Raw genomic sequence first — 23,183 nt, 5'->3', positions numbered from 1 at the left:
CTCACCTGGCAACTTACCCGGCGCTCCAGGCACCCCAGGAAGGCGGATGTTCGATTATGAGGATCGCGAAGCTTCGTGATGCCGCGTCGGCCGCGCGGCTACTGCGCGAGTTCAACGTGGAGTTCGGCTGCGCCGCACCCGACCTCGACGCCTTGACCAGACGGTACGAAAAGCTCATCTCCTCGGGCGCGGGATTTGTTGTGCTCGCGGACGGATTCCAGGGGTTTGCGCAGGTTACTTTGCGCCCCACCCCCTATTCCGATGGCCCCCTCGCGGTGCTCGATGAGCTCTACGTCGTCCCGGAGCACCGCTCGCGCGGGATCGGCTCGCGCCTCCTCTCGCGCGTGGAAACGGAGCTGCGGGAGCGCGGTTGCGAGGAGATGCACATCAGCGTCGATGCGGGGGATGTCGATGCGCGCCGCTTCTACGAGCGGCACGGCTACTCCAAGACCGATCCGGAAACGGGCAAGGACATGTACCTCTACGTGCGCGAATTCGGCCGTGGCGCGTAAGCCCCGCGCGCCGAAGAAGCGCATCGCGGGCACCTATCGCATCGACACGGGCACCGCGCGCATTATCGAGGATCCGCTGCGCGACGGCGGCTACACGCTCGAGGTCAACAACGTTCCATCCTCCTACGTCGTCCTCGGCGCGCCGGAGGTGCTCGAATACGACTACATGGAGTGGATCGCGGGCCTCATGCGTGGCGACGCCCCCTTCACCAGCACCCACCTCGGCGGCGCCGCCTGCACCTTGGCGTCGTACTTCCAGCAGCGCTGGGGCGGCAGCCACACCGCCGTGGAGGTCGACGCGGCGCTCGCGAGGCTCGTGCGCTGGGCTTTCGAACCGGCCGCCCCAATTGTTGTCGCGGAGGCCCGCGCCTACACCCACGCGCTTGCCCCGGGGTCGCAAGACGTCATCGTTCGAGACGTCTTCGCCGGCCCCGCCACCCCGCGCCCGCTCACCACGGTGGAGTTCTACCGCGCGGCCCGCACCGCCCTCGCTCCCGGCGGGATCTACGCCGCCAACGTCGGTGACCTGCCGGGTCTTTCGCAGTCGAGCGCGGAGCTCGCCGGGATGGCAGAGGTGTTTGCGCACATCGGGGTGGTATCAACCCCGGATATCCTCGCCGGGCGGGCCTACGGCAACATCGTCCTGGCCGGCTCGGACACCGAACTGCCCGGGGAGCGGCGGGCGCGCGAGATCGCCTGCGGCGCGGCGGCCCGGCGAGACTAGCTAGAGGGTGATGCCGAACCGCTCTGCGAGCTGCGGCAGGTTGCCCACCAACGCGGCGACGATTCCGATCGCGCCGATGACGGCCGCGGCGATGCCGATCCCGGCCGCTGCCTCGGAGGATCCACCGGTGGGGGCTTCTGGCTGCCCGTCGCCCGGGGCGTCGACTGCCGAGTGCGAGAGCGTGACGTCGTCGACAAGCGAGCCGTCAAAGGTGTTGTAGCTGCGCACGTTGAGCGCGTCCCCGTCGACCTCGACCACCGAATAATCCGGGGTGTAATCCTGGTTCCACAGCGCGATCGTCGGCTGGTTGAGCCCGGCCTCGCGGGCCTGCTCAAGGGTCATCCCCGGGTATTCCTTGCCGTCGTTGCCCTCGAAGTCGTAGTACTTGCCGCCGCCGGCGGTGTTGAAGGTGAGGTAGAGCACCTCACCGTCTTCCTTCTCCAGGACATCCCCCGGGGCGGCAGGTGCGTTAGGGACGCGCGGGGAAAGGCCGTTCATCAGGTGCGAGCGGTTGTACATGTGGTCATGGCCGTTGAGCACGAGGTCCACGCCGACCTCACTGAAGACCGGGCTAAGGGTCTCGCGCATGCGCACGATGTCCTCGTCGGTGTAGCGCCCGCCGTGGGAGTGGAAGGCGAAGTGGTTCAGCACGATCACCCAGTCCTTGTCGCTGCCGTGGGCGGAGGCGGCTTCGCGCACGAACTGGGCCTGCTCGGCCAGGCCGGCGTCATCCTTGCGGTTGGAGTTCAAGGCGATAAACAGCGCGTTGTTCTGTTCGAAGAAGTAGTTCGAGGTATCGCCCTGCTCGTTGGGCAGGTCCCAGTGCTCCTTAAAGTGGCGGGTGGCCAGGCTAGAGGGGTACGTCTCGTGGTTGCCCTCGATGGCCGCGAAGCGGTAGCGGCGCAGCTGCGGGGCGGAGAAGTAGGCGTTGTACTGGCCGAGGGTGCCGATCAGGTCGCCCCAGCCCTCGACCTGGTCGCCGAGGCTGACGAAGAGGGACGCGTCGGGGGCCTGCTCCGCGGCGCGCGCGGCGGTTTCACGCCACGTGCGCGCCTGCTCGCTAATCCGCGCGCCGACTCCGATCTGCGCGTCGGTCACGGCGACGAAGCGCCAATGATCGTCCCCGTCGTCGATGGTGACCGTCTCGGGGGCGCTCCACCCGCCCGCCTCGGACCCGATCTGGTAGCTGTAGGCAACCCCGGGCTCCAACCCGGTGACCTCGGCAAACCGGGAGCGGTAGGCGATAGCCCCGAAGTCTACCTCGCGCCCGGGCACCTCGATCGCGCGCTCCGGGCTGCCGTCGGGGTAGATGCGCACGACCTCGGGGCCGCTAAAGCTCGTCCGCCAGGAGAAGTTCACGCTGCTGGCATCCGGCCCCACCTGGGTGGCGGCGCGGAAGACCGGGCCCGAGGATGTATCGGACGGCGATGACGATGACGACGACGAGCCCGGCGCTGCGTCGGCCGGCGCCTCCGCCCCTAGCACGAGGGCGAGGACGAGCACAGTGGCTGCGGAGAGCACGGACGACACGGGCGATGCGGACGATGCAGAGCGCATGTGAACACCTTCAGGTCTGGCGGGAAGAGACCTGTCAATCTCACCACAGCGAGGTGAAGTGTGAGTAAACGCTACATGGCGGTCTGGTTATTTTCCGGGGCCATCCTGCAGCTCGGGGACGAACGGGGTCTGGTCTTCGATGGCGCGGCGCACCATGTCGCGGTGGCCCTCGCCCGTGCGCACCTCGAAGGTGACGTCGGTGCCGTCGTTGCCCTGGAGTGCCTTCGCCCCGGCGCTGATCTGCTCGAAGTTGATGATTTCGTCGTCTTCGCTGCTGAAGATGACAACCGGGGTCTTCGGGTACATCTTCGCCATAGAGTTCGCCGCGAGGTGCTCGAGCAGTGGGGTGAGCGTGGGGGCGTCGTTAAAAATGTCCTTGCCGGGGGTCGTGTTTTCCTCCTTGAAGGTGGTCAGGCACACCTTCGAGGCGAAGTCCATGACCTTCTTTCCTTCCTCGCTGAGGAAATCATCGGCGCGGATCGCCGGGTTAAAGTTCATCGCTCCCTGAAGGGCGAACGCGGAGTAGGCGAGATTTTCCTCGTCGATGCCCGCCGCCATCTCCTTGGCCACCTCGGCCGGGATCTCCGTCGCCGGCACGAAGGTATCGCCCGGCGCGATCGCGAGGGTCTTGACCAATCCCGTTGCGACGTTCTCGGCAGAGGCCGCGGAGACCGCGGCGAACCCGCCCTGGCTCCACCCCGTGTTGTACCAGGTCTCGGCGAAGCCGAACTTCTCCCGCGTCGCGCGCACCATCTCGTTGACGGACGAGGCCAGGGAGTGCCGGTCCATGTAGGTGCCATTGCCCGTGGTGCCCAGGCCCTCGTAATCGGGCTGAATCACCGCGAAGCCCTTATCCAGCCAGACCTGCAGGTAGTCCTCGACCACGAGTTCAAACGCCTCGTGGTCGGGGTGCGTGTCAATGGCGAGGGAGGGCGCGGCCTGCCTCGTAATTCCGGTCGTGCCGTGCGCCCAGCTCAGCACCGGCCAGCCGCCCTGCGGCGCCTCTCCGACGGGGAAGGTCACGAGCCCGGTCACGGCGATCGGGGTGCCGTGGGCGTTGCGGGCACCGTAGGTCACTCGAAGGGTCTTCGCTCCGTTGGGAGCGGAGATAATCCTCTCTGCGGGAAGCTCTTCCTGCTTGAGGATGGTGCCTACGGCCGCCTCGTCGATGGCGACCGAATCATCCACCGTATCGGTCTCAGTGCGGGTAGCGCTCTTCGGCCGCAGCGCAATCGTGGCGAGGGCAGCCGCGGATGCCACAGCCGCGATAGCAACAAATTTCTTCGAAACCATATTTTCTCCTTACCTTTCGCTCATCGGTGCGTGTCGTGCACACTTCCACCGTAGTAAGGCGGGGCGAAAAATGTCGGTGTGCGCTACTGTCGCGCTATGACAAACGCCCCAGCTACGCCCCCGACCAGCCAGATCGCCCGCCTGTGGGAGAAGTCCTCCGGCTCGCCCATTAAACGCGGGCTGTTCTCCGCAATGTACGCGCTCAAGGCGCCGTACTTCCGCACGGTGTTGCCCCGCATCCAGGAGCTTGTCCCGGGCAGCCACTGCACCGTACGCATTCCACAATGGTGGGGCGTGAATGACCACATCGGCACCTTCCACGCTATCGCTGCCCTCAACGGCGCGGAGGCCGCGATGGGGCTTCTCGCGGAAGCGACCGTGCCCCCAACGCACCGCTGGATCCCCCGCGGGATGCGCGCGGACTACCCCGCGAAGTCCACCGGGGGCCTCACCGTGACGGCTACGGCAGACTGGCCTGAGTACTCCTCCATCACGCGCGAGACGGGCGGGCAGCTCGTCACCATCGCATGCACGCTTGTCGACGACTCCGGAACCGTCCCGGTCACTGCCGAGATCGACATCTGGGTCAGCGCGAAGAAGTAACCCTACCTCTGCGGGGAGACGAGGATCTTGACCGAGGTCCCCCTCGCGGTCCAACAGGGCGGCAAAGCCTTTCTCCACGATGCCCTCGGGGGCGATCTTTGCCGTGAAGTACGGCTCCAGGTCGATCGCCCCCGAGCGCACCTGCGTAATCGCCTCGTCGTAGTCCTCGCGGTAGTACCCGTAGGCGCACTTGACCACAATCTCGGCGCGGTGCAGCTGGGAGAGCACGTCGAAGTCGAGCTGCTTCGAGGGGATGGCAACGAGCTGCAGGCTCCCGCCGGGGTGGAGGGTTGCGGCGAGGGAGGAGATGACGGGCACGACGCCGGCGCAGTCGAAACAGTCGAAGGTGACGTCGACAAGCCTGACCTCGCTAACCTCGCGGATCTTCGCTTCCAGGTCCCCTTCCATGGGGTTGATGCCCCACTCCCAGCGGGAGGTTGAGGCGGGCTCCTCGGCGTCGTCGACACGCAAGTCTTCCGGGCCGTAGAGCCGCGCTGCCTTCGTGGGTGTCCCTTTCGCGGAGGAAGTCTTTAGCCTTACTCACTAAACTTTACGCCCAATAGGCTCCCGATAAGTGCCCTGGAGACTACATCGCGCAGGTCTCGCACGCATCCGGTGGGATGATTCCGGCGCGCTGGCCGTGGCGGTAGATCCAGCAGCCCGCACAGAACCCGAGGAAAGCCTCGGCGGAGGCGGCCAGGATGAGCAACAACAGCGTGACCTGCGCCGCGGCAAGGCCCCCGAGCGTCATGAACGCGTCATGAACACCAACGCAGTGAGCGAGAACGCCAACCCGATGCACTGCGCGAACTGCTTGGGCGCCCCCGAGACAATGTGCTGCCTGCCGAACACCGCGTCCGCGAGGAAGCGCACGGAGAGCTGGCCGAACGGCGAGTACTTCGGGCCGGCGTAGACGCGCAGTGCGAACCCGGCCGTGAGCAGCGCGTTGAGAACGAGCGCGACGCCGGGCACGGTAGCCGAGGCGATTACCTGTTCGAAACTACCGACGCACGCCCCACGGGCTTTTCTGCACGCGTCATCAATCGCCCGCAATGAAGGCGAATCTACTTTCGTACCGTGACGATAATCATAAATGGCTTCCACCTGCATCGATAGCCATTTTTGCCGAAAGTTATACGCGGCGACGCAACGAATCCAAGTCGTAGCTCCTAAGGTCTCAGGAGCGCCAATTGCTTCGAACACAATGACGCCCGCCCATAATCCATCCTCTTTCCAAAGTTTTTATTGGAGCGCACAACATGCTTACTTTTCTGGCCGCTGCCGGTGCCTCGGCAGCGATAGCCATGGAAGGATTTCGCCGCCGCGAGAACCGCCACACGCAGACCCTGCACAGCCTTGACGTCAACGTCCACGTCAACGGCATCCGCGGCAAGTCGACCGTCACCCGCATGATCGGCGGGGTTTTGCGCGCCGCCGGCTACAGCGCGATTGCCAAGACCACCGGCACCTACGCCTGCGTCATCGACCAGGCCGGTGGCGAGCACGCGATCGCGCGCAGCGGCCCCGCCAACATCAACGAGCAATACGACATCCTCAAGCAGTGGGTCACCCCCGAGATCACCGCCGCCGTCTTCGAGTGCATGGCCGTCAAGCCCAAGTACCAGACGCTGTGCCAAGACGTCATCCTGCGCTCCCCCATCTGCGTGATCACCAACGTGCGCCTCGACCACCAGGAAGACATGGGAGACACCGTCGAGGAGATCGCCGCGTCCCTCTGCTCGACTGTGCCCGACCACGGCTTCGTCGTCACCGGAGAGCGCAACCCCGACCTCGTGGCTATCCTTCAGGAGCACTGCGATGCCAAGGGCGCCCGCCTCGTCGTCGCTGAAGAATCCGCGCTATCGCGCTCGCTCGTGGACAAGTTTGACTACCAGCAGTTCGAGGAAAACGTCGCGGTGGTCCTCGCCGTCGCAGACCTCCTCGGCATCGACCCCGAGACAGCCACCCGCGGCATGCTCGCCGCCGCCCCCGATCCCGGGACGACGCGCGTGACCCGCATCGCCGACCCTGAGGCCCCCGATCTCTACTGGGTTCCAATGTTCGCCATCAACGACTGGGAGTCCACCGTCCGGGTCTTTGACGACGTCAAGCAGGGCCTGCCGGATGACTGCCACCACGTCATCGCGCTGAACAACCGCGCGGACCGCACCGACCGCGCCGCGATGTTCGTCGACCTCGTCTGCGAGGAGCTGCTCGATTCCTCGGACCTCATCGTGCTCTACGGCGAGATCCAGGAGGTCGTGCAGAAGAAGCTGCTCGACCTCGGCGTGCCCGATGACAAGATCGTCACCACCCTCGAGGCCGACGACTCCGACGGCCGGGAGCTCGTCAACGCCGCCCGGATGCGCTTCGAGCCGGATGAGAACGTCGCCGTCTACGGGATGGTTAACATCCACACCGAGGCCGTGGGCGCCATGGAGCGATACATCACCGCCCTCGTCGAGGGCAGCCGCGCTGAGGTCGGTGTGGCGTGATCTCGGCTCTCTTTGACAACTACGGTATCCTCACCGACTTCGTCCACCTGTCCTTCCTCACCGGCATCATCGTCGGCTTCATCTACTTTCGGCGCCGCCGCGTCTCCATTGGCGGCACGCTCGCGATCGGCTACTTGGCCTCGTCCCTCTACGCCCCGCTCAACGTGTTGGCCACCATCGCCGTCGCGCTTGTCGCGTTCCTTCTCATCCGCCTCGTCATCTTGAAGGTCTTCCTCCCGCGCCCGCGCCAGATCTTTGCCATCGGCTTGGCCGTCGGCGTCGTCCTGGACGCGGCCTGGATCGCGGCAAGCACCTATTTCTTCCCCGGCACCGCCGAGGATGACCCGCTCCAGCTCGTCGGCGTGATCGTGCCCGGGATGCTGTGCAACTCCCTGGTCAAGCAGGGCGTGGCCAAGACCTTGATCCCGCTGGCCTGGATGGTTCCCCTCTCCGGGGCCATCGGCCTTGCGGCCGCCTGGCTCGTGCCGTTGTCCGTGTCCAACACAGTCTTCGCACCGCGCGGGGAGGCCACGGTCGCCACCAATTTCGCCCTGAGCGCCGCTTCGGTCATCTTCGCCGTGATCATCCAGGAATCCACGGTCCGCAGCGTTAAGCTGCGCACGGCCGGCTACGTCACCGCGGGCGTGCTCGCGAGCTCCATGCTCGCCTCCCCCATCGTGCTCGCGGTCATTGCGGTGGTGGTCGCGCTCGTCGCCGCGGTGTGGATCCCGTACTCCCGCCGCACCCCTCTCTTTGGCAAGGACCGATTCTTCATCCTGTTGATGCTCTCCTTTACCTTCAGCATCACCGCCGAGATCGCGCTCTACGCCGCCGCGGGCACTCGTTTCGACGGCCCGCAAAACATCGTGTTTACCGTTCTTCCCGCCATCATCGTCAACGACCTCGTCCAGTACGGGCCCAAGCGCACCGCGGCAGGCTTCGGTCTCTCCGCCGCCGGATGCACCACGTTGGCGACTTCGATCACACTCTTCGCGTAGGCAGAATAACTGGTGAGAAAGATCATCTCCACTCTCCTCGCCCTGCTCGCCGTCCTCGCGGTGGGCGCGGGTATGACCGTGGTTGCGCTGACAAACGGAACACCGGTCGCCAAAGACGGCTCGGTCTCCGCGTTCGACCGGATCGGCCGGGCGTTCACGGCCGCCGAGGTGGCTGCGCGGGATCGTCGATACGCAGCGAACGCGAGCTCCGGGCGCGGCGAACCCGACGCCGTGCACTGGGTCGACCGCACCGATTCCTCGCCGCTCGTCATCGTCGCCCCACACGCCGTGAACCACCACCGCGACGGCGAGCCGAAACCCGCCGACCGCTACACCGGCCCCATCGCCGAGATCCTCGCCCGGCGGCTCGGCGCCAGCGTGCTCACCACCACCGGAGAAGTCTCCGATTGGAATGAGCAGTGGGACGACCGCGACGACGAGTTCACCCGCATCCTCCACGACCTGCCCGACGAGGCCATCATCATCGACCTCCACGGCATGGCCGACAGCTCGGCGGCGGAGCCGATCTCGCTCGGCACCGGGAAGAAAGACTCCGGTCCGAGCATGGAGATCGCCGAGGGAATCAAGGACTCCTTCGGCGGCGCCGCCGAGATCAACGAAACATTTACGGCCAAGGCCGCCTACACCGACACCCGGCACATGCAGGGTCGCGGGCACGACGCGCTGCAGGTCGAAATGGCGCAATCCATGCGCAATCCCGGCGACCTCAACGTCGGATACACCATCGACGCGCTAGAAGGCGCGCTCGAATCACTTCACTGAAAGGACACCTCACCCATGAAGAAAACCACACTCGTCGGCACCATCCTCGCCGCCACCATCGCGCTCCTCTCCCCTGCCCCCGCCCAGGCGACCCCGACGATCGCCGAGGCCTCGGCACTCACCGTCGCGGAAGACGGCGGCAGCGAGGGCTACATCGGCCTCACCTTGACCGGCGACGGCGCCTTCGCCGTCTCCGCCGATCGCCTGCGCATCACCACCGGCGATGGGCAGGCCGTCGCCGTGGCCTCCACGCTCACCGAGCGCGACCCTGAGACCAACATGCGACTGCGCGAGATCACGGGATCGGAGGTCATCTCGGCGGGCGAGACGCTCAGCCTCCGCTTCGCATTCCACGGATCGCGCCATCTTGACGACGCCTCCAACCGCATCGCCCTCACCGACGCCGACGGCCACACCGTGACGTCCTGGGCCATCCGTTAAACGCGATCCCCGCATCGCGGCGGGACAAAATACGCGATGTGGGGTTTCGTCGGTAAGCGCTGCCCGAAACCTAGCCCGCTGGCGCTCTGTAATATAAAGCCCCGTGTGGTCACACCGTGACTCCGCATTGCGGACTTTTCCGGGTGGACAACTTTTCAACGAGCGCCGACATCGTAGCGGGCCGATAGACTTATCGCCATGGAGCGTACCTACGCGTGGCAGCACATCAATAATCCAAGCATCAGAAACGAAGCACGGGTGCGGTTTCACGATGCTGGTTTATCCGCGACCGGCACCCAACATGGCGAGGGGTACAGTGCCGCATGGACGTTGAGCGCTGTGGAGAACTGGGTTACCCAGCGCGTCGCAATCGACGTTGTGGGCGAGGGATGGAGGCGACACCTTGACCTTGTGAGGACCGACGGCGGCGAGTGGACGTCGGCGATCGAGGAATCGGGCATCCAGCCACTAGGTCTCCCCTCCCCCGGCATCGCCGAGTCAGCTGATCTTTCAACTGCGCTGGACTGCGACCTCGCCCTGTGCCCCCTCACGAATACAATGCCGATCCGTCGCCTGGGTCTGCTCGAAGCGGAAGTTCCCAGTACTCAACTTCTCATGGCCTGGATTGATGTTCCCTCTCTCCAGGTGATTGCTTCAGACCAGTACTACAGCTCGATCAGCCCTGGGGCCGTCCGCTACTCGAGCGGCACGCGCGGGGTGGACGTCGAGCTGGAAGTCGACAGGGAAGGGGTTGTCCTTTACTATCCTCACCTCGCACAACGTATCTAGCTTCGGTTGAAAGCAGCCCGCCTGCTGCGTCGAGACAATTTCACTGGGCTTGATCTGCTCGATCCCGAAAAATTTCGCCACCGGAAGCGCCGTGTCCGCAGTGATCGCGCTTTCCCCTCACAATCTCGTTAATCCGGCAAGGATGAACGCCGATGAAGACGGCGAGCTTGTGTCGGGTTATCCCCATCTCCCGACAAAGTCCTCCATGAGGATTACTCCCGGGTGGACCGGAAGGGGCTTGTCAGTGATAGTCATCGATCTCGACCCCCTCTCGCCGAGCCGCGTTCCACCGAAAACAGATCCGCCACAGGTCGTTGATTCGAATGCTGTACTGACCCCGCCGATCGCCCTTCAACGACCCGGTCCGGTTTCCCTGAGGATTCCGCGACTCCTGAAGCCTCTGCAAATACACAAGTTGGCAGGGCTTCCGCAGAATTGATCGAGCGAACCCGTTCTCGATTCCGCAACCGCTCAGTGTCCTTGTCGGCGAACGACTGAATAGCTTCGCCGTATCCGCCACAACGCGAAGCGTCAATAGCGCTACACGTTGAACTTGAACTCCACGACGTCGCCGTAGTCTTTTGAACCCGCGCTAGCCGTTCCCTCGTCGTTGGATGCGTCCTGTAAGTGTGAGCCCCTTTCAGCGGTAAACCTCTCGGCGGTGCCCGACCCTGAGCACGAGTACCACCAGTTCGTCGTGGTGGATGTCGTACACGACTCGGTAGTCTCCCACGCGAATTCGGAACTCACCGCTACCTCCCTTCAGCTGGATGCTCCCAGGAGGACGGGGATCGCCTGCGAGCGATTCGATTGCATCCAGCAAGCGGCGTGCCGTCGACCTGTCGAGCTTCCGGATCGCCTTCGCTGCTGAAGGGACATAAGTGATCGTGTACGACATCTAGCAGGTTCAAAGACCGAGCTCGCGCACGAGTTCTTCGTGCGAGACGCGCCCCTTCTCGTTGCGCGCTTCAGCAGCGACGCAGATATCAGCCTGATCCTCCAGTGCGCGTACCGCACGGTCGTAGAATTCCGGCGACACGACAACCGCGCGGCAGCCCGCGCCACGCGACGTGATCTCAACGGGTTCGCGCTGAGCCGCGGCAATGTAGTCGCTCTGCTGGCGACGGAACTGGGACAAAGTCACGGAAGTCATGACACCATCGTACAACTTGTACAAGTTGTACCCAAGTGGCGTGCAAGGCCACAACCAGACGTTAGACGTTGAACTTGAACTCCACCACATCGCCACGCATTGAACGATGACGGGGCTCGAGGACGTCAGGGAGTGATTGCCCTGGTCAGAGTGTCATTGCGAGGATTCAGAGGTCGCTTGATGCGTTCTCTTCGTCGAAGAGACCTTCAGGCAGGACGTCGCCGTGACGCTCCCTCAGTCAACACCTGAGCAACATCCTCCGCCTACACCTTCGGCCGCTTCCCCGTCCTGGACGCTAGCCACATTGTGTGCTCACGACTGATGGCCTCCTCGGCATCAGCAACCACGCTCGGCCAGTCCTGCTCAGGGACAGACTCCAACTTGTCTGTCTGTATCGCCAGCTCCATCGCTGCCATAGAGTAGGCAGCCGCTAGCGGCGAGAACTGTTTCACGCCCACCCATGCTGCCCCTGCCGCGATGAGAGCCGCCATGAGGCCTGCAAGGTCCACACGCCACCCTCCAACCGCCCGCAGGGAAGCAAGCACAAGGGCGACCACCTCGGCGCTCACGAGCGCAATTCGCCAGCCCGTAGCGTGCTTTCGATTGTCATCGGCCTTGGTTGCGTACCAACTCTGCTGGTCCTTGGTGCGGCCATTCAAGTAGGCATCGCGACGCGCATGAAAGGGTGCGTCGCGCAAGGCCTGCATCCCCGAGGTTACGAGCGGCCCAGGCGCGGTGACCGTAACTCGTTCCGATGCCTCCTCAGCGATCTTGGCCAGACGCTCGCGCAGCAGGTCCTTCGCCGCAGACTGGTCCAAAGAGACGGGGAATGGGTCGGCCCCCACAGCGTATCGCCATGCCAGTGTCTTAGCGGACTCAGCGAGCGCCCGACCGTCGTACCAACGTTCCGCCGGCTTGTGGGCCCATGCAGCGAGTTCGGCAATGAGCGCCACCATGAAACCAAGCAGGATCACCGATGCCGCCAGATCTACGCGCCCCACGGGGAGCGAGAATGCCGCCCCAAGGGCTGCCACAATGCTCCCTCCCAGCCGCAGGCGCTCGTACCGCAGAGTCCACTTCTGCCCGCTCTGAGATGCAGCATCAGCATTCCGCCAGAACTCCGGCAGGTCCGTTTCGGTCAGTGGGCCAGGCATCAGCAGGAGGAATTATAGGACCGAAGGTTACGGTTGTTGTCAACAAGGTGGGCCCGCGACGTGCGCGCGTCATAGGCTGTCTCGATAAGGTTCGCGAGGCTACTGGCGCTGCTGGGATATTTCCACCAGCGGGCGTATCCATCTTCACCACTGGCACCCATGATGTTGTCCCGCACACGTGCAGGCAGCTTCTTGTCGTAGTAGTCAGCCGCCGAGGGTAGCGTGATAGCCAGCAGCCCACTCCGGCTGGCAGTTGAGGTGTTTCGCAATGAAGCAGCAACCTCCCAGTCCACGAACTTGCGAGCCCACGTGCATCTGCCCACAAGAACGATGGTCACGGTCGTATCGCGCAGGTACTTCTCGCGAATCCTCGCCTTGATGTAGTCCTCGTTGGTGCTATTGATGATGTCTCCGGCCATGCTCGCGCCGATGCCCCGCGCAATGAGGACGTCTTGGTCATGATCGAAGTCTTGGATGAACTGTTGCACCTCGTACTCATCATCGTGGTGATAGGAGATGAAACACTTCCGTCGAGTGTGTTGACCCAGTTCCATGAACGTTCCTCCTCTGGGCCTGCCGCGGCGCAGACCCCTGCGCCAAGGATACGCATCTCCAGAGTTTCGATCGCCTGCGACCCACCGGCAGCACCGAGCGGAAGCTAGGGGTCTCCACACCTCTCTACCGACTTGGTCGCGCACGGAGTTCTGACTTACCGCGAAGGGCCTCTCGGACGCTCTCCGGGCAGCCCCAATTCATGCAGAACGTTCACGGCGCGACTCGGCAGCGCCTCTACACGTTAGACGTTGAACTTGAACTCCACGACGTCGCCATCCGCCATGACGTAGTCCTTGCCCTCCATGCGCACCTTGCCCTTGGCTCGCGCCTCGGCCATCGATCCGAGCTCATCCAAGTCGTCGAAGGCGACGATCTCGGCCTTGATGAACCCCTTCTCGAAGTCAGAGTGGATCACGCCTGCCGCCTTCGGTGCGGTGTCGCCCTTGCGGATGGTCCAGGCACGCGACTCCTTCGGGCCCGCCGTCAGGTAGGTCTGCAGGCCGAGCGTGTCAAAGCCGGCCTTGGCCAGCGTCGCCAGCCCTGGCTCGTCCTGTCCCACGGCCGCGAGCAGTTCGGCCGCGTCATCGGCGTCAAGCTCGAGCAGCTCGGTTTCGGTCTGGGCGTCGAGGAACACAGCCTCGGCCGGGGCCACCAAATCGCGCAGCTCGGCCTTGCGCGCCTCGTCGGTCAGCACAGCCTCGTCGGAGTTAAACACGTAGAGGAAGGGCTTCGCCGTCATTAGGTGAAGATCGCGCACCAGCGCGAGGTCAATCTCACCGGACTTGGCGGCGGCGAAGAGCGTTCGGTCGTCCTCCAGAACAGCCTGGGCCTTCTTCGCCTCCTCGGCCTGGGCCGCGACGTCCTTGTTCTTGCGGCCTTCCTTTTCCATGCGCGGCAGGGCCTTCTCAATGGTTTGCAGGTCCGCCAGGATGAGCTCGGTGTTGATCACGGAGATGTCGCTGGCGGGATCGACCTTGCCATCGACGTGGATGACGTTGTCGTCGGAAAAGGCGCGCACGACCTGGCAGATCGCGTCGGCTTCGCGGATGTTGGCGAGGAACGCATTGCCCATCCCCTCGCCCTCGGAGGCGCCCTTGACAATGCCGGCGATATCCACAAAAGACACCGTCGCCGGGAGGATGCGCTCGGAGGAGAAGATCTCCGCCAGCCGCTGCAGGCGCGGGTCGGGCAGCTCGACGAGGCCGACGTTCGGCTCGATGGTGGCGAACGGGTAGTTCGCCGCGAGGACGTCGTTACGCGTCAAGGCATTAAAGAGGGTGGATTTCCCCACGTTGGGCAGGCCGACAATTCCAAGGGTAAGACTCACGGGAGACAATCCTATCCCACCCCCCGACGCGCCTGGGCGCGATGGGGCATGATGGTTCGCGTGACTACGCCTGAAGAACCCGAACACACTGGGGACACAGAGAACACAGAGGACACAGGGGCCACAGAGGCCACAGAAGGGACGGGCCCGCGTCAACGGGTCGACCGGGGCGTCGTGCTCAACAGCTGGCTGAAGTCGGCGGCAATGTTTACCCTGCGCATCCTCATCGTCAGCGTGTTCCTCTACGCCCTGGCGATGCTCATCGGGGCCTTTTGGGAGGGCATCCTCCCGGTCATCCTCGCCCTCATTGTGTGCACCGTGCTCGCGCCTGTGGCCTCTGCCTTGCGCAGGCTCCACCTCCCCGGGGGCCTGGCCGCGGCCATCTCGCTGCTCGCGTTCTTCGGCCTCGGCGCGGCCTTGGTCTCCCTCGTCGCCCCGGACGTCGCGTCACAGTCGCGCGTGCTGGCCATCCAGGGCCTCGAGGGCCTGCAGCGCCTCCAGCTGTGGATGCAGGGCCCGCCGCTCAACCTCGACCCCGACGAACTCAACGACGGTGTCAACCAGCTCTCGAGCTGGCTGCAAAACCAGGCCGGAGCGATCGCCGGTGGTGTCTTCGCCGGCATCGGGACTGCCGCTGGCCTTATGGTCACGCTCATGGTCGTGCTCGTGTTGACGTTCTTCTTCCTGAAAGACGGCCCCCGCTTCCTGCCCTGGCTGCGCGGGGCGACCGGGGGGCGCACCGGCCTGCACGCCACCGAGCTGCTCACGCGGGCGTGGCGGACACTCTCGGGCTACATCCGCGCCCAGGCCATCGTCTCTTTTGTCGACGCCGCGGTCATCGGCACCGGAGTCTGGCTCGTCGGGGTTCCCATGGCCTTTACCCTGGCCGTGATCACCTTCGCCGCCGGTTTTATCCCGATCGTCGGCGCCGTCGTCGCCGGCGCGCTCGCCGTGCTCGTCGCGCTCGTCTCGCTCGGTCTCACCGAGGCCCTCATCGTTCTCGCCATCGTCATCTTGGTCCAGCAGCTCGAGGGCAACGTGCTCTCCCCCGTGCTGCAATCCAAGGCGATGGACCTCCACCCGGTGATCGTGCTCGTCTCCGTCACCATCGGCGGCGGCCTCTTCGGCCTGGTCGGGGCATTCCTCGCGGTGCCGGCAGCCGCGATGGTCGCCGTGGTCTTCCGCTACATCATGGACATGATCACGATCCATTCCGGCGAGCGCACGGCCGCCTCCATCACGTTTGCCACCCCGGAGGGGCGCGAGATCGCCGAGGTCGAGCAGCGCGAGTCGGTCTTCGAGCGTCGCGAATGGATTGGCGAGAGGACATGGGCGCAAACCCCCGTGGCCACGGACGAAACCCACGCGCGATCCAGAGGCGGGAGCACGAGCTGGAGGGCGGTCATGCGCGAGCTGTCCCGCGCGCGACGCAAGAAAACCACCCGAGAGGAACACTAGTTCGATACGGTTAAGGGCGTGTCCGGACCGTGTGGCAAGGTGTAGACATGCATGTTGCACCCGGACTCGTTGTCCTCCTTCTGCTCGCCACCGCGCTCGCCGGGTTCTTCGTCGGCCGCGCCTATGAGCGTCGTCACGCTGCCCCTGTCGGCCCGCCGGCGCTTGACGCGGAGCCGATCTCGGCGGCGCTCGAACGGCTCGCCGCTCAGCTCGACGACTTAGACGAAGACCGGGCGCTCGCGATGAACGCCCTGGCCAGTCAGGTACAATCCATTACCCGCACCTCGGCCCGCCTGGCGGACCGCACGGACCAGCTCATCTCCGCGCTGCGCTCGCCCCAGACACGCGGGCGCTGGGGCGAGGTGCAGCTCCAGCGGGTCGTCGAACTCGGCGGCATGGTCGAGCACTGCGACTTCGACGTACAAGTCACCGCTCTTGCCGACGGCACCAGGGTCCGCCCCGACATGATCATCCGCCTTGCCGGCGGGCGCCACATCGTCGTCGATGCCAAGGTGCCGTTTTCCTCCTACCTCGACGCCCTCAACACCGATGACCCGGAGGAAAAGCAGGCGTACATGCGCAGGCACGCCCACCTCATGCGCTCCCACGTCGATGCGCTCTCCGCCAAGGCCTACGTCGCCGCCTTCCACCCCACCCCGGAGTTCGTCGTCATGTTCGTCCCCGCCGATCCCTTCCTCGACGCCGGGCTTGCCATCGACCCCGAGCTTCTCGACTACGCGTTTGCCCGCGACGTCGTCATCGCCACCCCCACGACGCTTTTCGCGCTGCTGCGCACCGTCTCCCTCGGTTGGCGCAACGAGGCGGCCGCGGACCAGGCAAAAGAAATCCAGCGTCTCGGCACAGAGCTCTATCAGCGCCTCGGCACCATGAGCGAGCACTACAACAAGATCGGCCAGTCCCTCGAGCGCGCCGTCGAGGCGTACAACTCCACGCTCGCCTCCCTCGATTCGCGGGTCATGGTCACCGCGCGGAAGTTCGAGCAGCTCGGCGTGGTCGGGCCCCGACGCTCCGGCTCGCCGCACCTCGAGAGCGTGTCCGCGGCGCCGCGCCACGCGGTAATGTAGAGCACGTGTCACACGTCTTGCCCCGCGCCCAACGCCCAGCCTTCGAGGGCATTCCCACGGTGTCTTCCATCGCCATCGTCGGCGCCGCCCTGTTCACGGGCGCGCTGCTCTCTGTCCACGCGGGTCAGATCTCGTGGCCGTTCCTCGCGCTTTTCACCATCGCCGCGCTCTCCTGCGCGACCCTGGTCAACCCGCGCGGGCTGTTTCTCACCGTGGCGTTCATCCCGCTGCTCTTCGTCGTCGCGGCGCTGGCCACCGGGTGGGGCATCGCCGCATCAACCTCGGCGGCGCTCTCGCGCGCGGACGCGCTCGTGATCGCCTACCCCGTCCTCCAGCTCTTCCCCGTCCTCGCCGCGGCGACCCTCGGCGCGCTCATCATCGCCGCGGTGCGCTATAGCCTCCTGCGACGCCACAACGCCGCCATCGCTCGCGCTGAGCGCGCGGAGCGCCGCCGCATAGCGCGTTCGAACCGCCGCACGCGCGAGCGCACCCTTAGCGTCGAAGAAATCTTAGCCCGCGTGGAGCGAGACCAACGCTAGACCCGGGCCGGCCGCAGGTCCCGCGGCAGGGAGAACGTGATAGTCTCCGTGCTGGTCGTGACCTGCTCGACGGTGCCGAAGCCACGCTCGGCGAGAAACTCCAGCACCTCACGCACGAGGATCTCCGGCACCGACGCCCCCGAAGTCACGCCGATGGTCTCCACGCCCTCGAGCCACTCTTCCTGGATCTCCGCGGCGTAGTCGACCAAGTGGGCCTCCTGTGAACCCGCCTCGAGCGCGACCTCAACCAGCCGCCGCGAGTTCGAGGAGTTTTGCGAGCCCACCACGATCATAAGCTGGCACTTCGGCGCGATCGCCTTGACCGCCACCTGCCGGTTCTGGGTGGCGTAGCAAATATCATCGCTCGGCGGGTTTTCTAGGTGCGGGAAGCGCTCGTGGAGTTTGGTGACAATCTCCATCGTCTCGTCGACGGACAGCGTCGTCTGGGACAGCCACACCAGCTTCTGCTCCGGGGCAAAGTCCGGCAGTGCGTCGACGCCGGCGACGCCGTCGACAAGGTGTGTGACCTCGGGCGCCTCACCGGCCGTCCCCTCGACCTCCTCGTGGCCCTCGTGGCCGACGAGCAGGATGTGGTAGCCATCGCGAGCGAAGCGCTTGGCCTCGTTGTGCACCTTCGTCACCAAAGGGCAGGTCGCATCAAGCGTCAACAGGTTGCGCTCCACGGCCGATTCGCGCACCGCCGGGGAGATGCCGTGCGCGGAAAACACGAGGTGCGCGCCTTCAGGGACCTCATCGGTTTCCTCAACGAAGATCACGCCGCGCTTCTCCAGCGTCTCCACGACGTATTTGTTGTGCACGATCTGCTTGCGCACGTAGACCGGCGCGCCATACTTCTCCAGCGCCTTCTCCACGGTCTCGACGGCCCGGTCGACCCCCGCACAGTACCCGCGGGGCGCGGCAAGAAGGATGTTTTTAGCCTGATCAGTCATGGAACCAAGAGTATCCAAAAGCAGTCTAAAAGAATAGGCGGCCGGAAAAGCCGGGGCCGCTAGACTGAACCGAGCGAATCGAGAAAGGGGACGCGGTGACGAAACCGAAGAGCACGCCGGAGAATCCGTGGCCGGTGTCCAAGCTCAATTCCAGCGTGAAGCAGTGGATCGAACGCCTCGGGTGGCTGTGGGTGGAGGGCCAGCTCACGCAGGTGGGCGTGAAGCCGTCGTGGCGGATGTCTTACCTCACGCTGCGCGACACCCAGGAGCAGGCCTCTGTGGAGCTCACCGCGGAGACGTCGCTTATCAGGAGCATGCCCACCCCGCTCAAGGAAGGCGACCGGGTCGTGGTCCTGGGTAAGCCCGCGTTCTATCCGGGCCGGGGCAGGTTCTCGATGTATGTCACCGACATCCGCCACGTCGGCGAAGGCGAGCTGCTCGCCCGCATCGAGCAGCTGCGCAAGAAGCTCGCCGCCGAGGGCCTCTGTGACCCGGCGCGCAAGCGCCCGCTGCCCTACCTGCCACGCACCATCGGCCTCATCACGGGGAAGGGCTCAGCGGCGGAGCGAGACGTCATGTCGGTGGCCCAGTCCCGCTGGCCCGCGGTGTCTTTCACCGTGATCAATACCCCGGTCCAGGGCGCGACTGCCGTACCCGCGATCGTCGAGGCGCTGGGCCGCCTCGACGCTGACGACGAGGTCGACGTCATCATCATCGCCCGCGGCGGCGGCTCCGTCGAGGACCTCCTTCCTTTCTCCGAGGAGGCGCTGCAACGCGCGGTCGCCGCGGCGCGCACCCCGGTGGTCTCCGCGATCGGTCACGAACCCGATAACCCGGTGCTCGACAACGTCGCCGACTTGCGCGCTGCAACCCCGACGGATGCCGCCAAGCGGGTGGTCCCGGATGCCGCGCAGGAGCGCGCGTTTATTGCCGAGGCCCGCGCGCGCACGAGCGCCGCGCTGCGCGGCTGGGTGGAGCGGGAACGCTCCTCTCTTCGCGCGGTGCGCTCCCGCCCCGCGCTGGCCAACCCGATGGCAACGCTGGAGCAGCGCCGCGACGAGCTCGACCGCGCCCGCTCACTGATTCGCCGCGACATCACCTACCTCGTGCGCGAGGAATCTTCCCGCGTTGCGGCCCTGCGCTCGCAGGTCGCCGCCCTCGGCCCGGCGGCAACGCTCGCCCGCGGATACGCGGTCGTCCAGGTTGTGCCCCGCGATGGCTCAGAGGCGCAGGTGGTCACGAGCATCGAGCAAGCCCCGCCGGGCTCGCAGCTGCGCATGCGCGTGGCCGATGGCTCGGTCACAGCGGCATCGATTGCCACACACCAGGCAGACTAGAACCACGACAGAGAGGATAAAACCCATGGCAGAGACCACATTCGGCGCCGGACACCCGGGAGAAAACGCCTTCGAAGACCCAGCAAGCTTGAGCTACGAAGAGGCCCGCGACCAGCTCGTCGAAACGGTCAAGATCCTCGAGCTCGGGCAGATGAGCCTAGACGAGTCGCTGAAGTACTGGGAGCGCGGAGAGGCACTGGCGAAGCGGTGCGAGGTGCTCCTCGACGGCGCCTCGAAGCGCGTCGAGGAAGCCATCGCCCAATCGCAACAACCCGCCGATAGCTAGAGCGCCGCCGCGATGAGCTCGCGGAACTCCTCGTCGGTGGCGGCGCCGGTGGCGACGAGCCGCCGTTGCCCCGCGTCGACCGCCCAGATGTCGCGGACGCCGGGCGCTGCATAGACCTCGGCATCGTGGCCCGAGATGGCCTCCGTGCGGGCCAGCTCGCGCGGGGTGGGGTCGACGGCGGAGATGGCGTCGTCAAGCGAAGCCGCCGTCTGGGTGAGCTGGAGGTAGCTGCCCGCGGGGGTGACCCACCCGATGACCGGCGCCGGCGCTCCCCCGACCATCGTGCGACGCGCGGAGTTGGCCACCCACTCTGCGGGGACCTCGGGGTAGCGCACGGGAAAATCGACGGCGCGCGACTCGAGGTCGATAAAGGCTCGGGCGTCGACCTCTTGGACCGGCCCCTGCTCAGGGGCACCGGGGTTGAAGGAGCACAGTCCCGTAAACCCGACGACGGCGAGCATGGCCACGATGATGAGCGCGACGTTGATAAGCATGTCGCGCCCGTCGGTAAAGATGCGGGGTTTGTTCTCGCCTGCCACGAGCTTAAGTATGGCACGTACCCCCGAATGAGGAACAATAAGCCGGATGCGCGGCCACAAGTGACACAATGGGGAGGCGATATTGCCCCACTTATGTAGCTCAGGAGGCTGCCACCCATGTCTGACCAGACCGTCCCCACCCAATACCCGGACCGCAACCTCGCCCTCGAGCTGGTGCGAGTGACTGAGGCGGCGGCGCTTGCCTCCGGCCGCTGGGTTGGCCGCGGCAAGAAGAACGAGGGCGACGGCGCAGCCGTGGACGCGATGCGCAAAATGATCAACTCCGTCACCATGGACGGCGTCATCATCATCGGCGAGGGCGAAAAGGACGAAGCCCCCATGCTCTACAACGGCGAGAAGGTCGGCAACGGCGAGGGCGCGAAGGTTGACCTCGCGGTCGACCCGGTCGACGGCACCCGCCTCATGGCGGAGGGCCGCCCGAACGCCATTTCCGTCATCGCCGCAGCCGAGCGCGGGGCGATGTATAACCCCAAGGATGCGTTCTACATGAACAAGATCGCCGTCGGCGCCGATGCCGTGGGCAAGATCGACATCACTGCGTCGGTGGCGGACAACGTCCGCTCTGTCGCGGCGGCCAAGGGCATCAAGCCTGCAGAGGTCACCGTGGTGGTGCTCGATCGCCCCCGCCACGCTGGGCTCGTCGAGGACATCCGCGCGGCGGGCGCGAAGGTTCGCTTCATCATGGACGGCGACGTCGCCGGCGCGATCTCCGCGGCGCAGGACACGAACTCGATCGACATCATGATGGGCATCGGCGGCACTCCTGAGGGCGTCATCGCCGCGTGCGCCCTGAAGTGCCTCGGCGGCGAGATCCAGGGCCAGCTGGCCCCGCAGAGCGACGAGGAACGCGAGCGCGTCCTCGCCGCCGGGCACGACCTCGACCGGGTGCTCACCATCGACGACCTGGTCTCCACCGACAACTGCTACTTCGCCGCGACGGGCGTGACCAACGGCGACATGCTGCGCGGGGTGTCCTACCGCAAGAACGGCGCGACGACCCGCTCTCTGGTGATGCGAGGCACCTCCGGCACGGTGCGCTTCGTGGAGTCCATCCACCAGCTGTCGAAGCTGCAGGAGTTCTCCGTCGTCGACTACTCTGACCCGACGGAATAGCAGTAGCAGTAAGCACCCAAGATTTTTAGGAGAGAGACATGGCTGAACAGGAATACCGCATCGAGCACGACACCATGGGCGAGGTCAAGGTCCCCGTGGACGCGCTGTGGCGCGCACAGACTCAGCGCGCGGTGGAGAACTTCCCCATCTCCGGCCGCGGCCTGGAGTCCCAGCAGATCCGCGCGCTCGGCCTGCTCAAGGCCGCCTGCGCGCAGGTGAACAAGGATATGGGAAACCTCCCGGCCGACAAGGCCGACGCGATCATCGCGGCCGCGCACGAGATCGCCGAGGGCAAGCACGACGACCAGTTCCCGATCGACGTCTTCCAGACCGGCTCGGGCACCTCGTCGAACATGAACACGAACGAGGTCATCGCCTCCATCGCCAAGGCTCGCGGGGTTGAGGTCCACCCGAACGACGACGTCAACATGGGCCAGTCCTCCAACGACACCTTCCCCACCGCGACCCACGTCGCCGCCACCGAGGCCGCCGTCTCTGACCTCATCCCGGGCCTGCGCGTGCTCCACGACTCGCTCGCCGCGAAGGCGAAGGAGTGGCACACCGTGGTCAAGTCCGGGCGCACCCACCTGATGGACGCCACCCCGGTGACCCTGGGACAGGAGTTCTCCGGCTATGCCCGCCAGATCGAGCTCGGCATCGAGCGCGTCGAGGCGAGCCTGCGCCACCTCGGCGAGCTCGCGATCGGCGGCACCGCGGTGGGCACCGGGATTAACACCCCGGCTGACTTCGGTGCGCGCGTCACCGCGGAGCTGGTCAAGCTCACCGGTGTTGAGCAGCTCTCCGAGGCGGCCAACCACTTCGAGGCCCAGGCCAACCGCGACAGCCTCGTCGAGTTCTCCGGCGCGATGCGCTCGGTGGCGGTGTCGTTCTACAAGATCGCCAACGACATCCGGCTCATGGGCTCCGGCCCGCTCGCCGGCTTCGCGGAGATCCACCTGCCGGACCTCCAGCCGGGCTCCTCCATCATGCCGGGCAAGGTCAACCCCGTGCTGTGCGAGACCGCAACGCAGGTCTCCGCCCAGGTCATCGGCAACGACGCCGCCGTCGCCTTCGCCGGAACGCAGGGCCAGTTCGAGCTCAACGTGTTCATCCCCGTCATGGCCCGCAACGTGCTCGAGTCCGCCCGTCTGCTGGCGAACACGGCCCGCCAATTCGCCACCAAGCTTGTCGACGGCATCGAGCCGAACATCGAGCGCATGCAGACCCTGGCGGAGTCCTCGCCGTCCATCGTCACCCCGCTGAACTCGGCGATTGGCTACGAAAACGCCGCCAAGGTGGCCAAGACCGCGCTCAAGGAGGGCAAGACGATCCGCGAGACCGTCATCACCCTGGGCTTCGTCGACGGCGAGAAGCTCACTGAAGACGAGCTCGATCGCCGCCTCGACGTGCTCTCGATGGCTAACACCGACCGCAACTAGTGGAAGGGGCCAAGGCTCCCCGGGTCGGGGTC

Annotated in this window: 28 protein-coding genes and 1 pseudogene; 16 read left to right on the top strand and 13 right to left on the bottom strand. The window is 65.5% G+C overall.

Annotated elements, in window-relative coordinates; genetic code table 11:
• Positions 1 to 56 precede the first annotated feature (56 nt).
• Together C3E79_RS04055 and C3E79_RS04050 are read left to right on the top strand one after the other, a co-directional pair.
• Complete coding sequence (locus tag C3E79_RS04055) at positions 57 to 512, top strand: GNAT family N-acetyltransferase (protein WP_108403770.1); 456 nt, start codon at positions 57 to 59, stop codon at positions 510 to 512.
• Positions 502 to 1,236 carry a spermidine synthase gene (locus C3E79_RS04050; RefSeq protein WP_108403769.1) on the top strand — a complete coding sequence of 245 codons (735 nt, stop codon included), beginning with the start codon at positions 502 to 504 and terminating at the stop codon, positions 1,234 to 1,236. Before C3E79_RS04055 ends, C3E79_RS04050 begins: the two co-directional genes overlap by 11 nt.
• Here the strand turns inward: C3E79_RS04050 and C3E79_RS04045 are convergent, their stop codons facing one another.
• Together C3E79_RS04045 and C3E79_RS04040 are read right to left on the bottom strand one after the other, a co-directional pair.
• The gene (locus C3E79_RS04045) at positions 1,237 to 2,793 is read right to left on the bottom strand and encodes a purple acid phosphatase family protein (protein ID WP_108403768.1); all 1,557 of its coding nucleotides are present in this window, start codon (positions 2,791 to 2,793) and stop codon (positions 1,237 to 1,239) included.
• 87 nt (positions 2,794 to 2,880) lie between these two features.
• Positions 2,881 to 4,086, bottom strand: a complete 1,206-nt coding sequence (locus C3E79_RS04040) for an alpha/beta hydrolase (protein ID WP_108403767.1) — start codon at positions 4,084 to 4,086, stop codon at positions 2,881 to 2,883.
• Positions 4,087 to 4,182: 96 nt separating this feature from the next.
• Here C3E79_RS04040 and C3E79_RS04035 point away from each other — a divergent pair, with 96 nt between their 5' ends.
• Positions 4,183 to 4,689, top strand: coding sequence for a hotdog fold domain-containing protein (locus C3E79_RS04035; protein ID WP_108403766.1), 507 nt, complete (start codon positions 4,183 to 4,185; stop codon positions 4,687 to 4,689).
• Positions 4,690 to 4,716: 27 nt separating this feature from the next.
• The gene (locus C3E79_RS04030) at positions 4,717 to 5,130 is read left to right on the top strand and encodes a hypothetical protein (RefSeq protein ID WP_108403765.1); all 414 of its coding nucleotides are present in this window, start codon (positions 4,717 to 4,719) and stop codon (positions 5,128 to 5,130) included.
• A gap of 145 nt (positions 5,131 to 5,275) precedes the next feature.
• On the opposite strand, the gene C3E79_RS11695 is transcribed toward C3E79_RS04030, so the two are convergent.
• Both C3E79_RS11695 and C3E79_RS11690 read right to left on the bottom strand, forming a co-directional pair.
• Positions 5,276 to 5,440 carry a DUF4395 family protein gene (locus C3E79_RS11695; RefSeq protein WP_235840632.1) on the bottom strand — a complete coding sequence of 55 codons (165 nt, stop codon included), beginning with the start codon at positions 5,438 to 5,440 and terminating at the stop codon, positions 5,276 to 5,278.
• On the bottom strand, positions 5,437 to 5,661 hold the full coding sequence (locus C3E79_RS11690) for a DUF4395 family protein (RefSeq protein WP_235840633.1): 225 nt from the start codon (positions 5,659 to 5,661) through the stop codon (positions 5,437 to 5,439). The genes C3E79_RS11695 and C3E79_RS11690 overlap by 4 nt, the downstream gene beginning before the upstream one ends.
• 287 nt (positions 5,662 to 5,948) lie before the next feature.
• Between C3E79_RS11690 and pgsB the strand changes: the two genes are divergently transcribed.
• From pgsB to C3E79_RS04000, 5 genes are all read left to right on the top strand, one after another.
• Positions 5,949 to 7,184 (top strand): poly-gamma-glutamate synthase PgsB, encoded by a 1,236-nt coding sequence (pgsB, locus tag C3E79_RS04020; RefSeq protein ID WP_108403764.1) that lies wholly within the window; start codon positions 5,949 to 5,951, stop codon positions 7,182 to 7,184.
• The gene (locus C3E79_RS04015; protein WP_108403763.1) at positions 7,181 to 8,182 is read left to right on the top strand and encodes a poly-gamma-glutamate biosynthesis protein PgsC/CapC; all 1,002 of its coding nucleotides are present in this window, start codon (positions 7,181 to 7,183) and stop codon (positions 8,180 to 8,182) included. The genes pgsB and C3E79_RS04015 overlap by 4 nt, the downstream gene beginning before the upstream one ends.
• 12 nt (positions 8,183 to 8,194) lie before the next feature.
• On the top strand, positions 8,195 to 8,965 hold the full coding sequence (locus C3E79_RS04010; RefSeq protein ID WP_108403762.1) for a hypothetical protein: 771 nt from the start codon (positions 8,195 to 8,197) through the stop codon (positions 8,963 to 8,965).
• Positions 8,966 to 8,980: 15 nt separating this feature from the next.
• The gene (locus tag C3E79_RS04005) at positions 8,981 to 9,406 is read left to right on the top strand and encodes a hypothetical protein (protein WP_108403761.1); all 426 of its coding nucleotides are present in this window, start codon (positions 8,981 to 8,983) and stop codon (positions 9,404 to 9,406) included.
• A gap of 198 nt (positions 9,407 to 9,604) precedes the next feature.
• The gene (locus C3E79_RS04000) at positions 9,605 to 10,195 is read left to right on the top strand and encodes a putative glycolipid-binding domain-containing protein (RefSeq protein WP_108403760.1); all 591 of its coding nucleotides are present in this window, start codon (positions 9,605 to 9,607) and stop codon (positions 10,193 to 10,195) included.
• A 63-nt stretch (positions 10,196 to 10,258) separates the two neighbouring features.
• Here the strand turns inward: C3E79_RS04000 and C3E79_RS11590 are convergent.
• The 7 genes and pseudogenes from C3E79_RS11590 to ychF form a co-directional block, all read right to left on the bottom strand.
• Positions 10,259 to 10,402 (bottom strand): annotated as a pseudogene (locus tag C3E79_RS11590) (helix-turn-helix domain-containing protein); the annotation flags it as partial.
• A 34-nt stretch (positions 10,403 to 10,436) separates the two neighbouring features.
• Entirely contained in the window at positions 10,437 to 10,607 is a 171-nt protein-coding gene (locus tag C3E79_RS03990) for a type II toxin-antitoxin system RelE/ParE family toxin (protein WP_235840648.1), read from the bottom strand.
• Positions 10,608 to 10,835: 228 nt separating this feature from the next.
• A complete protein-coding gene (locus C3E79_RS03985) occupies positions 10,836 to 11,093 on the bottom strand; it encodes a type II toxin-antitoxin system RelE family toxin (RefSeq protein WP_108403759.1) in 258 nt (85 codons plus the stop codon).
• A gap of 9 nt (positions 11,094 to 11,102) precedes the next feature.
• Positions 11,103 to 11,348, bottom strand: coding sequence for a type II toxin-antitoxin system Phd/YefM family antitoxin (locus C3E79_RS03980; RefSeq protein ID WP_108403758.1), 246 nt, complete (start codon positions 11,346 to 11,348; stop codon positions 11,103 to 11,105).
• A 263-nt stretch (positions 11,349 to 11,611) separates the two neighbouring features.
• Positions 11,612 to 12,502, bottom strand: a complete 891-nt coding sequence (locus tag C3E79_RS03975; protein ID WP_108403757.1) for a DUF4231 domain-containing protein — start codon at positions 12,500 to 12,502, stop codon at positions 11,612 to 11,614.
• Entirely contained in the window at positions 12,502 to 13,056 is a 555-nt protein-coding gene (locus C3E79_RS03970) for a TIR domain-containing protein (protein ID WP_108403756.1), read from the bottom strand. Before C3E79_RS03970 ends, C3E79_RS03975 begins: the two co-directional genes overlap by 1 nt.
• Before the next feature lie 242 nt (positions 13,057 to 13,298).
• The gene (gene ychF, locus C3E79_RS03965; protein WP_108403753.1) at positions 13,299 to 14,384 is read right to left on the bottom strand and encodes a redox-regulated ATPase YchF; all 1,086 of its coding nucleotides are present in this window, start codon (positions 14,382 to 14,384) and stop codon (positions 13,299 to 13,301) included.
• 60 nt (positions 14,385 to 14,444) lie between these two features.
• On the opposite strand from ychF, the gene C3E79_RS03960 reads away from it, so the two are divergent.
• Genes C3E79_RS03960 through C3E79_RS03950 form a run of 3 tightly spaced genes read left to right on the top strand, consistent with a single transcriptional unit; the run spans position 14,445 to position 17,466 of the window.
• Positions 14,445 to 15,842: an AI-2E family transporter gene (locus tag C3E79_RS03960; protein WP_412778861.1), complete on the top strand. Its 1,398-nt coding sequence runs from the start codon at positions 14,445 to 14,447 to the stop codon at positions 15,840 to 15,842.
• Positions 15,843 to 15,889: 47 nt separating this feature from the next.
• Positions 15,890 to 16,927, top strand: a complete 1,038-nt coding sequence (locus C3E79_RS03955) for a DNA recombination protein RmuC (RefSeq protein WP_108403749.1) — start codon at positions 15,890 to 15,892, stop codon at positions 16,925 to 16,927.
• Positions 16,928 to 16,932: 5 nt separating this feature from the next.
• On the top strand, positions 16,933 to 17,466 hold the full coding sequence (locus C3E79_RS03950) for a DUF6542 domain-containing protein (RefSeq protein ID WP_108403747.1): 534 nt from the start codon (positions 16,933 to 16,935) through the stop codon (positions 17,464 to 17,466).
• On the opposite strand, the gene C3E79_RS03945 is transcribed toward C3E79_RS03950, so the two are convergent.
• On the bottom strand, positions 17,463 to 18,416 hold the full coding sequence (locus tag C3E79_RS03945) for a 4-hydroxy-3-methylbut-2-enyl diphosphate reductase (protein WP_108403745.1): 954 nt from the start codon (positions 18,414 to 18,416) through the stop codon (positions 17,463 to 17,465). The genes C3E79_RS03950 and C3E79_RS03945 overlap by 4 nt on opposite strands.
• A gap of 95 nt (positions 18,417 to 18,511) precedes the next feature.
• On the opposite strand from C3E79_RS03945, the gene xseA reads away from it, so the two are divergent.
• On the top strand, positions 18,512 to 19,753 hold the full coding sequence (gene xseA, locus C3E79_RS03940) for an exodeoxyribonuclease VII large subunit (protein ID WP_108403744.1): 1,242 nt from the start codon (positions 18,512 to 18,514) through the stop codon (positions 19,751 to 19,753).
• A 25-nt stretch (positions 19,754 to 19,778) separates the two neighbouring features.
• Positions 19,779 to 20,039, top strand: a complete 261-nt coding sequence (locus C3E79_RS03935; RefSeq protein WP_108403742.1) for an exodeoxyribonuclease VII small subunit — start codon at positions 19,779 to 19,781, stop codon at positions 20,037 to 20,039.
• Here C3E79_RS03935 and C3E79_RS03930 read toward each other — a convergent pair.
• A complete protein-coding gene (locus C3E79_RS03930) occupies positions 20,036 to 20,578 on the bottom strand; it encodes a DUF4245 domain-containing protein (RefSeq protein ID WP_108403741.1) in 543 nt (180 codons plus the stop codon). The genes C3E79_RS03935 and C3E79_RS03930 overlap by 4 nt on opposite strands.
• Before the next feature lie 117 nt (positions 20,579 to 20,695).
• Here C3E79_RS03930 and glpX point away from each other — a divergent pair, with 117 nt between their 5' ends.
• Both glpX and C3E79_RS03920 read left to right on the top strand, forming a co-directional pair.
• Positions 20,696 to 21,712 carry a class II fructose-bisphosphatase gene (gene glpX / locus C3E79_RS03925; protein WP_108403739.1) on the top strand — a complete coding sequence of 339 codons (1,017 nt, stop codon included), beginning with the start codon at positions 20,696 to 20,698 and terminating at the stop codon, positions 21,710 to 21,712.
• Positions 21,713 to 21,750: 38 nt separating this feature from the next.
• Positions 21,751 to 23,151: a class II fumarate hydratase gene (locus C3E79_RS03920; RefSeq protein WP_108403738.1), complete on the top strand. Its 1,401-nt coding sequence runs from the start codon at positions 21,751 to 21,753 to the stop codon at positions 23,149 to 23,151.
• Positions 23,152 to 23,183 lie beyond the last annotated feature (32 nt).

It is taken from the genome of Corynebacterium liangguodongii, from assembly GCF_003070865.1.
Classification (GTDB): Bacteria; Actinomycetota; Actinomycetes; order Mycobacteriales; family Mycobacteriaceae; genus Corynebacterium; species Corynebacterium liangguodongii.
Note: the sequence above shows the minus strand (reverse complement) of the source record. Positions and strands in the feature narration are given on the sequence as shown.

Coding starts and splice junctions, on each gene's coding strand:
- C3E79_RS03975 (WP_108403757.1), bottom strand. CDS start 12,502: ATGCCTGGCCCACTGACCGAAACGGACCTGCCGGAGTTCTGGCGGAAT.
- C3E79_RS03980 (WP_108403758.1), bottom strand. CDS start 11,348: ATGACTTCCGTGACTTTGTCCCAGTTCCGTCGCCAGCAGAGCGACTAC.
- C3E79_RS04000 (WP_108403760.1), top strand. CDS start 9,605: ATGGAGCGTACCTACGCGTGGCAGCACATCAATAATCCAAGCATCAGA.
- pgsB (WP_108403764.1), top strand. CDS start 5,949: ATGCTTACTTTTCTGGCCGCTGCCGGTGCCTCGGCAGCGATAGCCATG.
- C3E79_RS04040 (WP_108403767.1), bottom strand. CDS start 4,086: ATGGTTTCGAAGAAATTTGTTGCTATCGCGGCTGTGGCATCCGCGGCT.
- C3E79_RS04055 (WP_108403770.1), top strand. CDS start 57: ATGAGGATCGCGAAGCTTCGTGATGCCGCGTCGGCCGCGCGGCTACTG.
- C3E79_RS03955 (WP_108403749.1), top strand. CDS start 15,890: ATGCATGTTGCACCCGGACTCGTTGTCCTCCTTCTGCTCGCCACCGCG.
- C3E79_RS04005 (WP_108403761.1), top strand. CDS start 8,981: ATGAAGAAAACCACACTCGTCGGCACCATCCTCGCCGCCACCATCGCG.
- C3E79_RS03935 (WP_108403742.1), top strand. CDS start 19,779: ATGGCAGAGACCACATTCGGCGCCGGACACCCGGGAGAAAACGCCTTC.
- C3E79_RS11695 (WP_235840632.1), bottom strand. CDS start 5,440: ATGACGCTCGGGGGCCTTGCCGCGGCGCAGGTCACGCTGTTGTTGCTC.
- C3E79_RS03920 (WP_108403738.1), top strand. CDS start 21,751: ATGGCTGAACAGGAATACCGCATCGAGCACGACACCATGGGCGAGGTC.
- C3E79_RS03985 (WP_108403759.1), bottom strand. CDS start 11,093: ATGTCGTACACGATCACTTATGTCCCTTCAGCAGCGAAGGCGATCCGG.
- C3E79_RS03945 (WP_108403745.1), bottom strand. CDS start 18,416: ATGACTGATCAGGCTAAAAACATCCTTCTTGCCGCGCCCCGCGGGTAC.
- glpX (WP_108403739.1), top strand. CDS start 20,696: ATGTCTGACCAGACCGTCCCCACCCAATACCCGGACCGCAACCTCGCC.
- C3E79_RS04045 (WP_108403768.1), bottom strand. CDS start 2,793: ATGCGCTCTGCATCGTCCGCATCGCCCGTGTCGTCCGTGCTCTCCGCA.
- C3E79_RS04035 (WP_108403766.1), top strand. CDS start 4,183: ATGACAAACGCCCCAGCTACGCCCCCGACCAGCCAGATCGCCCGCCTG.
- C3E79_RS03970 (WP_108403756.1), bottom strand. CDS start 13,056: ATGGAACTGGGTCAACACACTCGACGGAAGTGTTTCATCTCCTATCAC.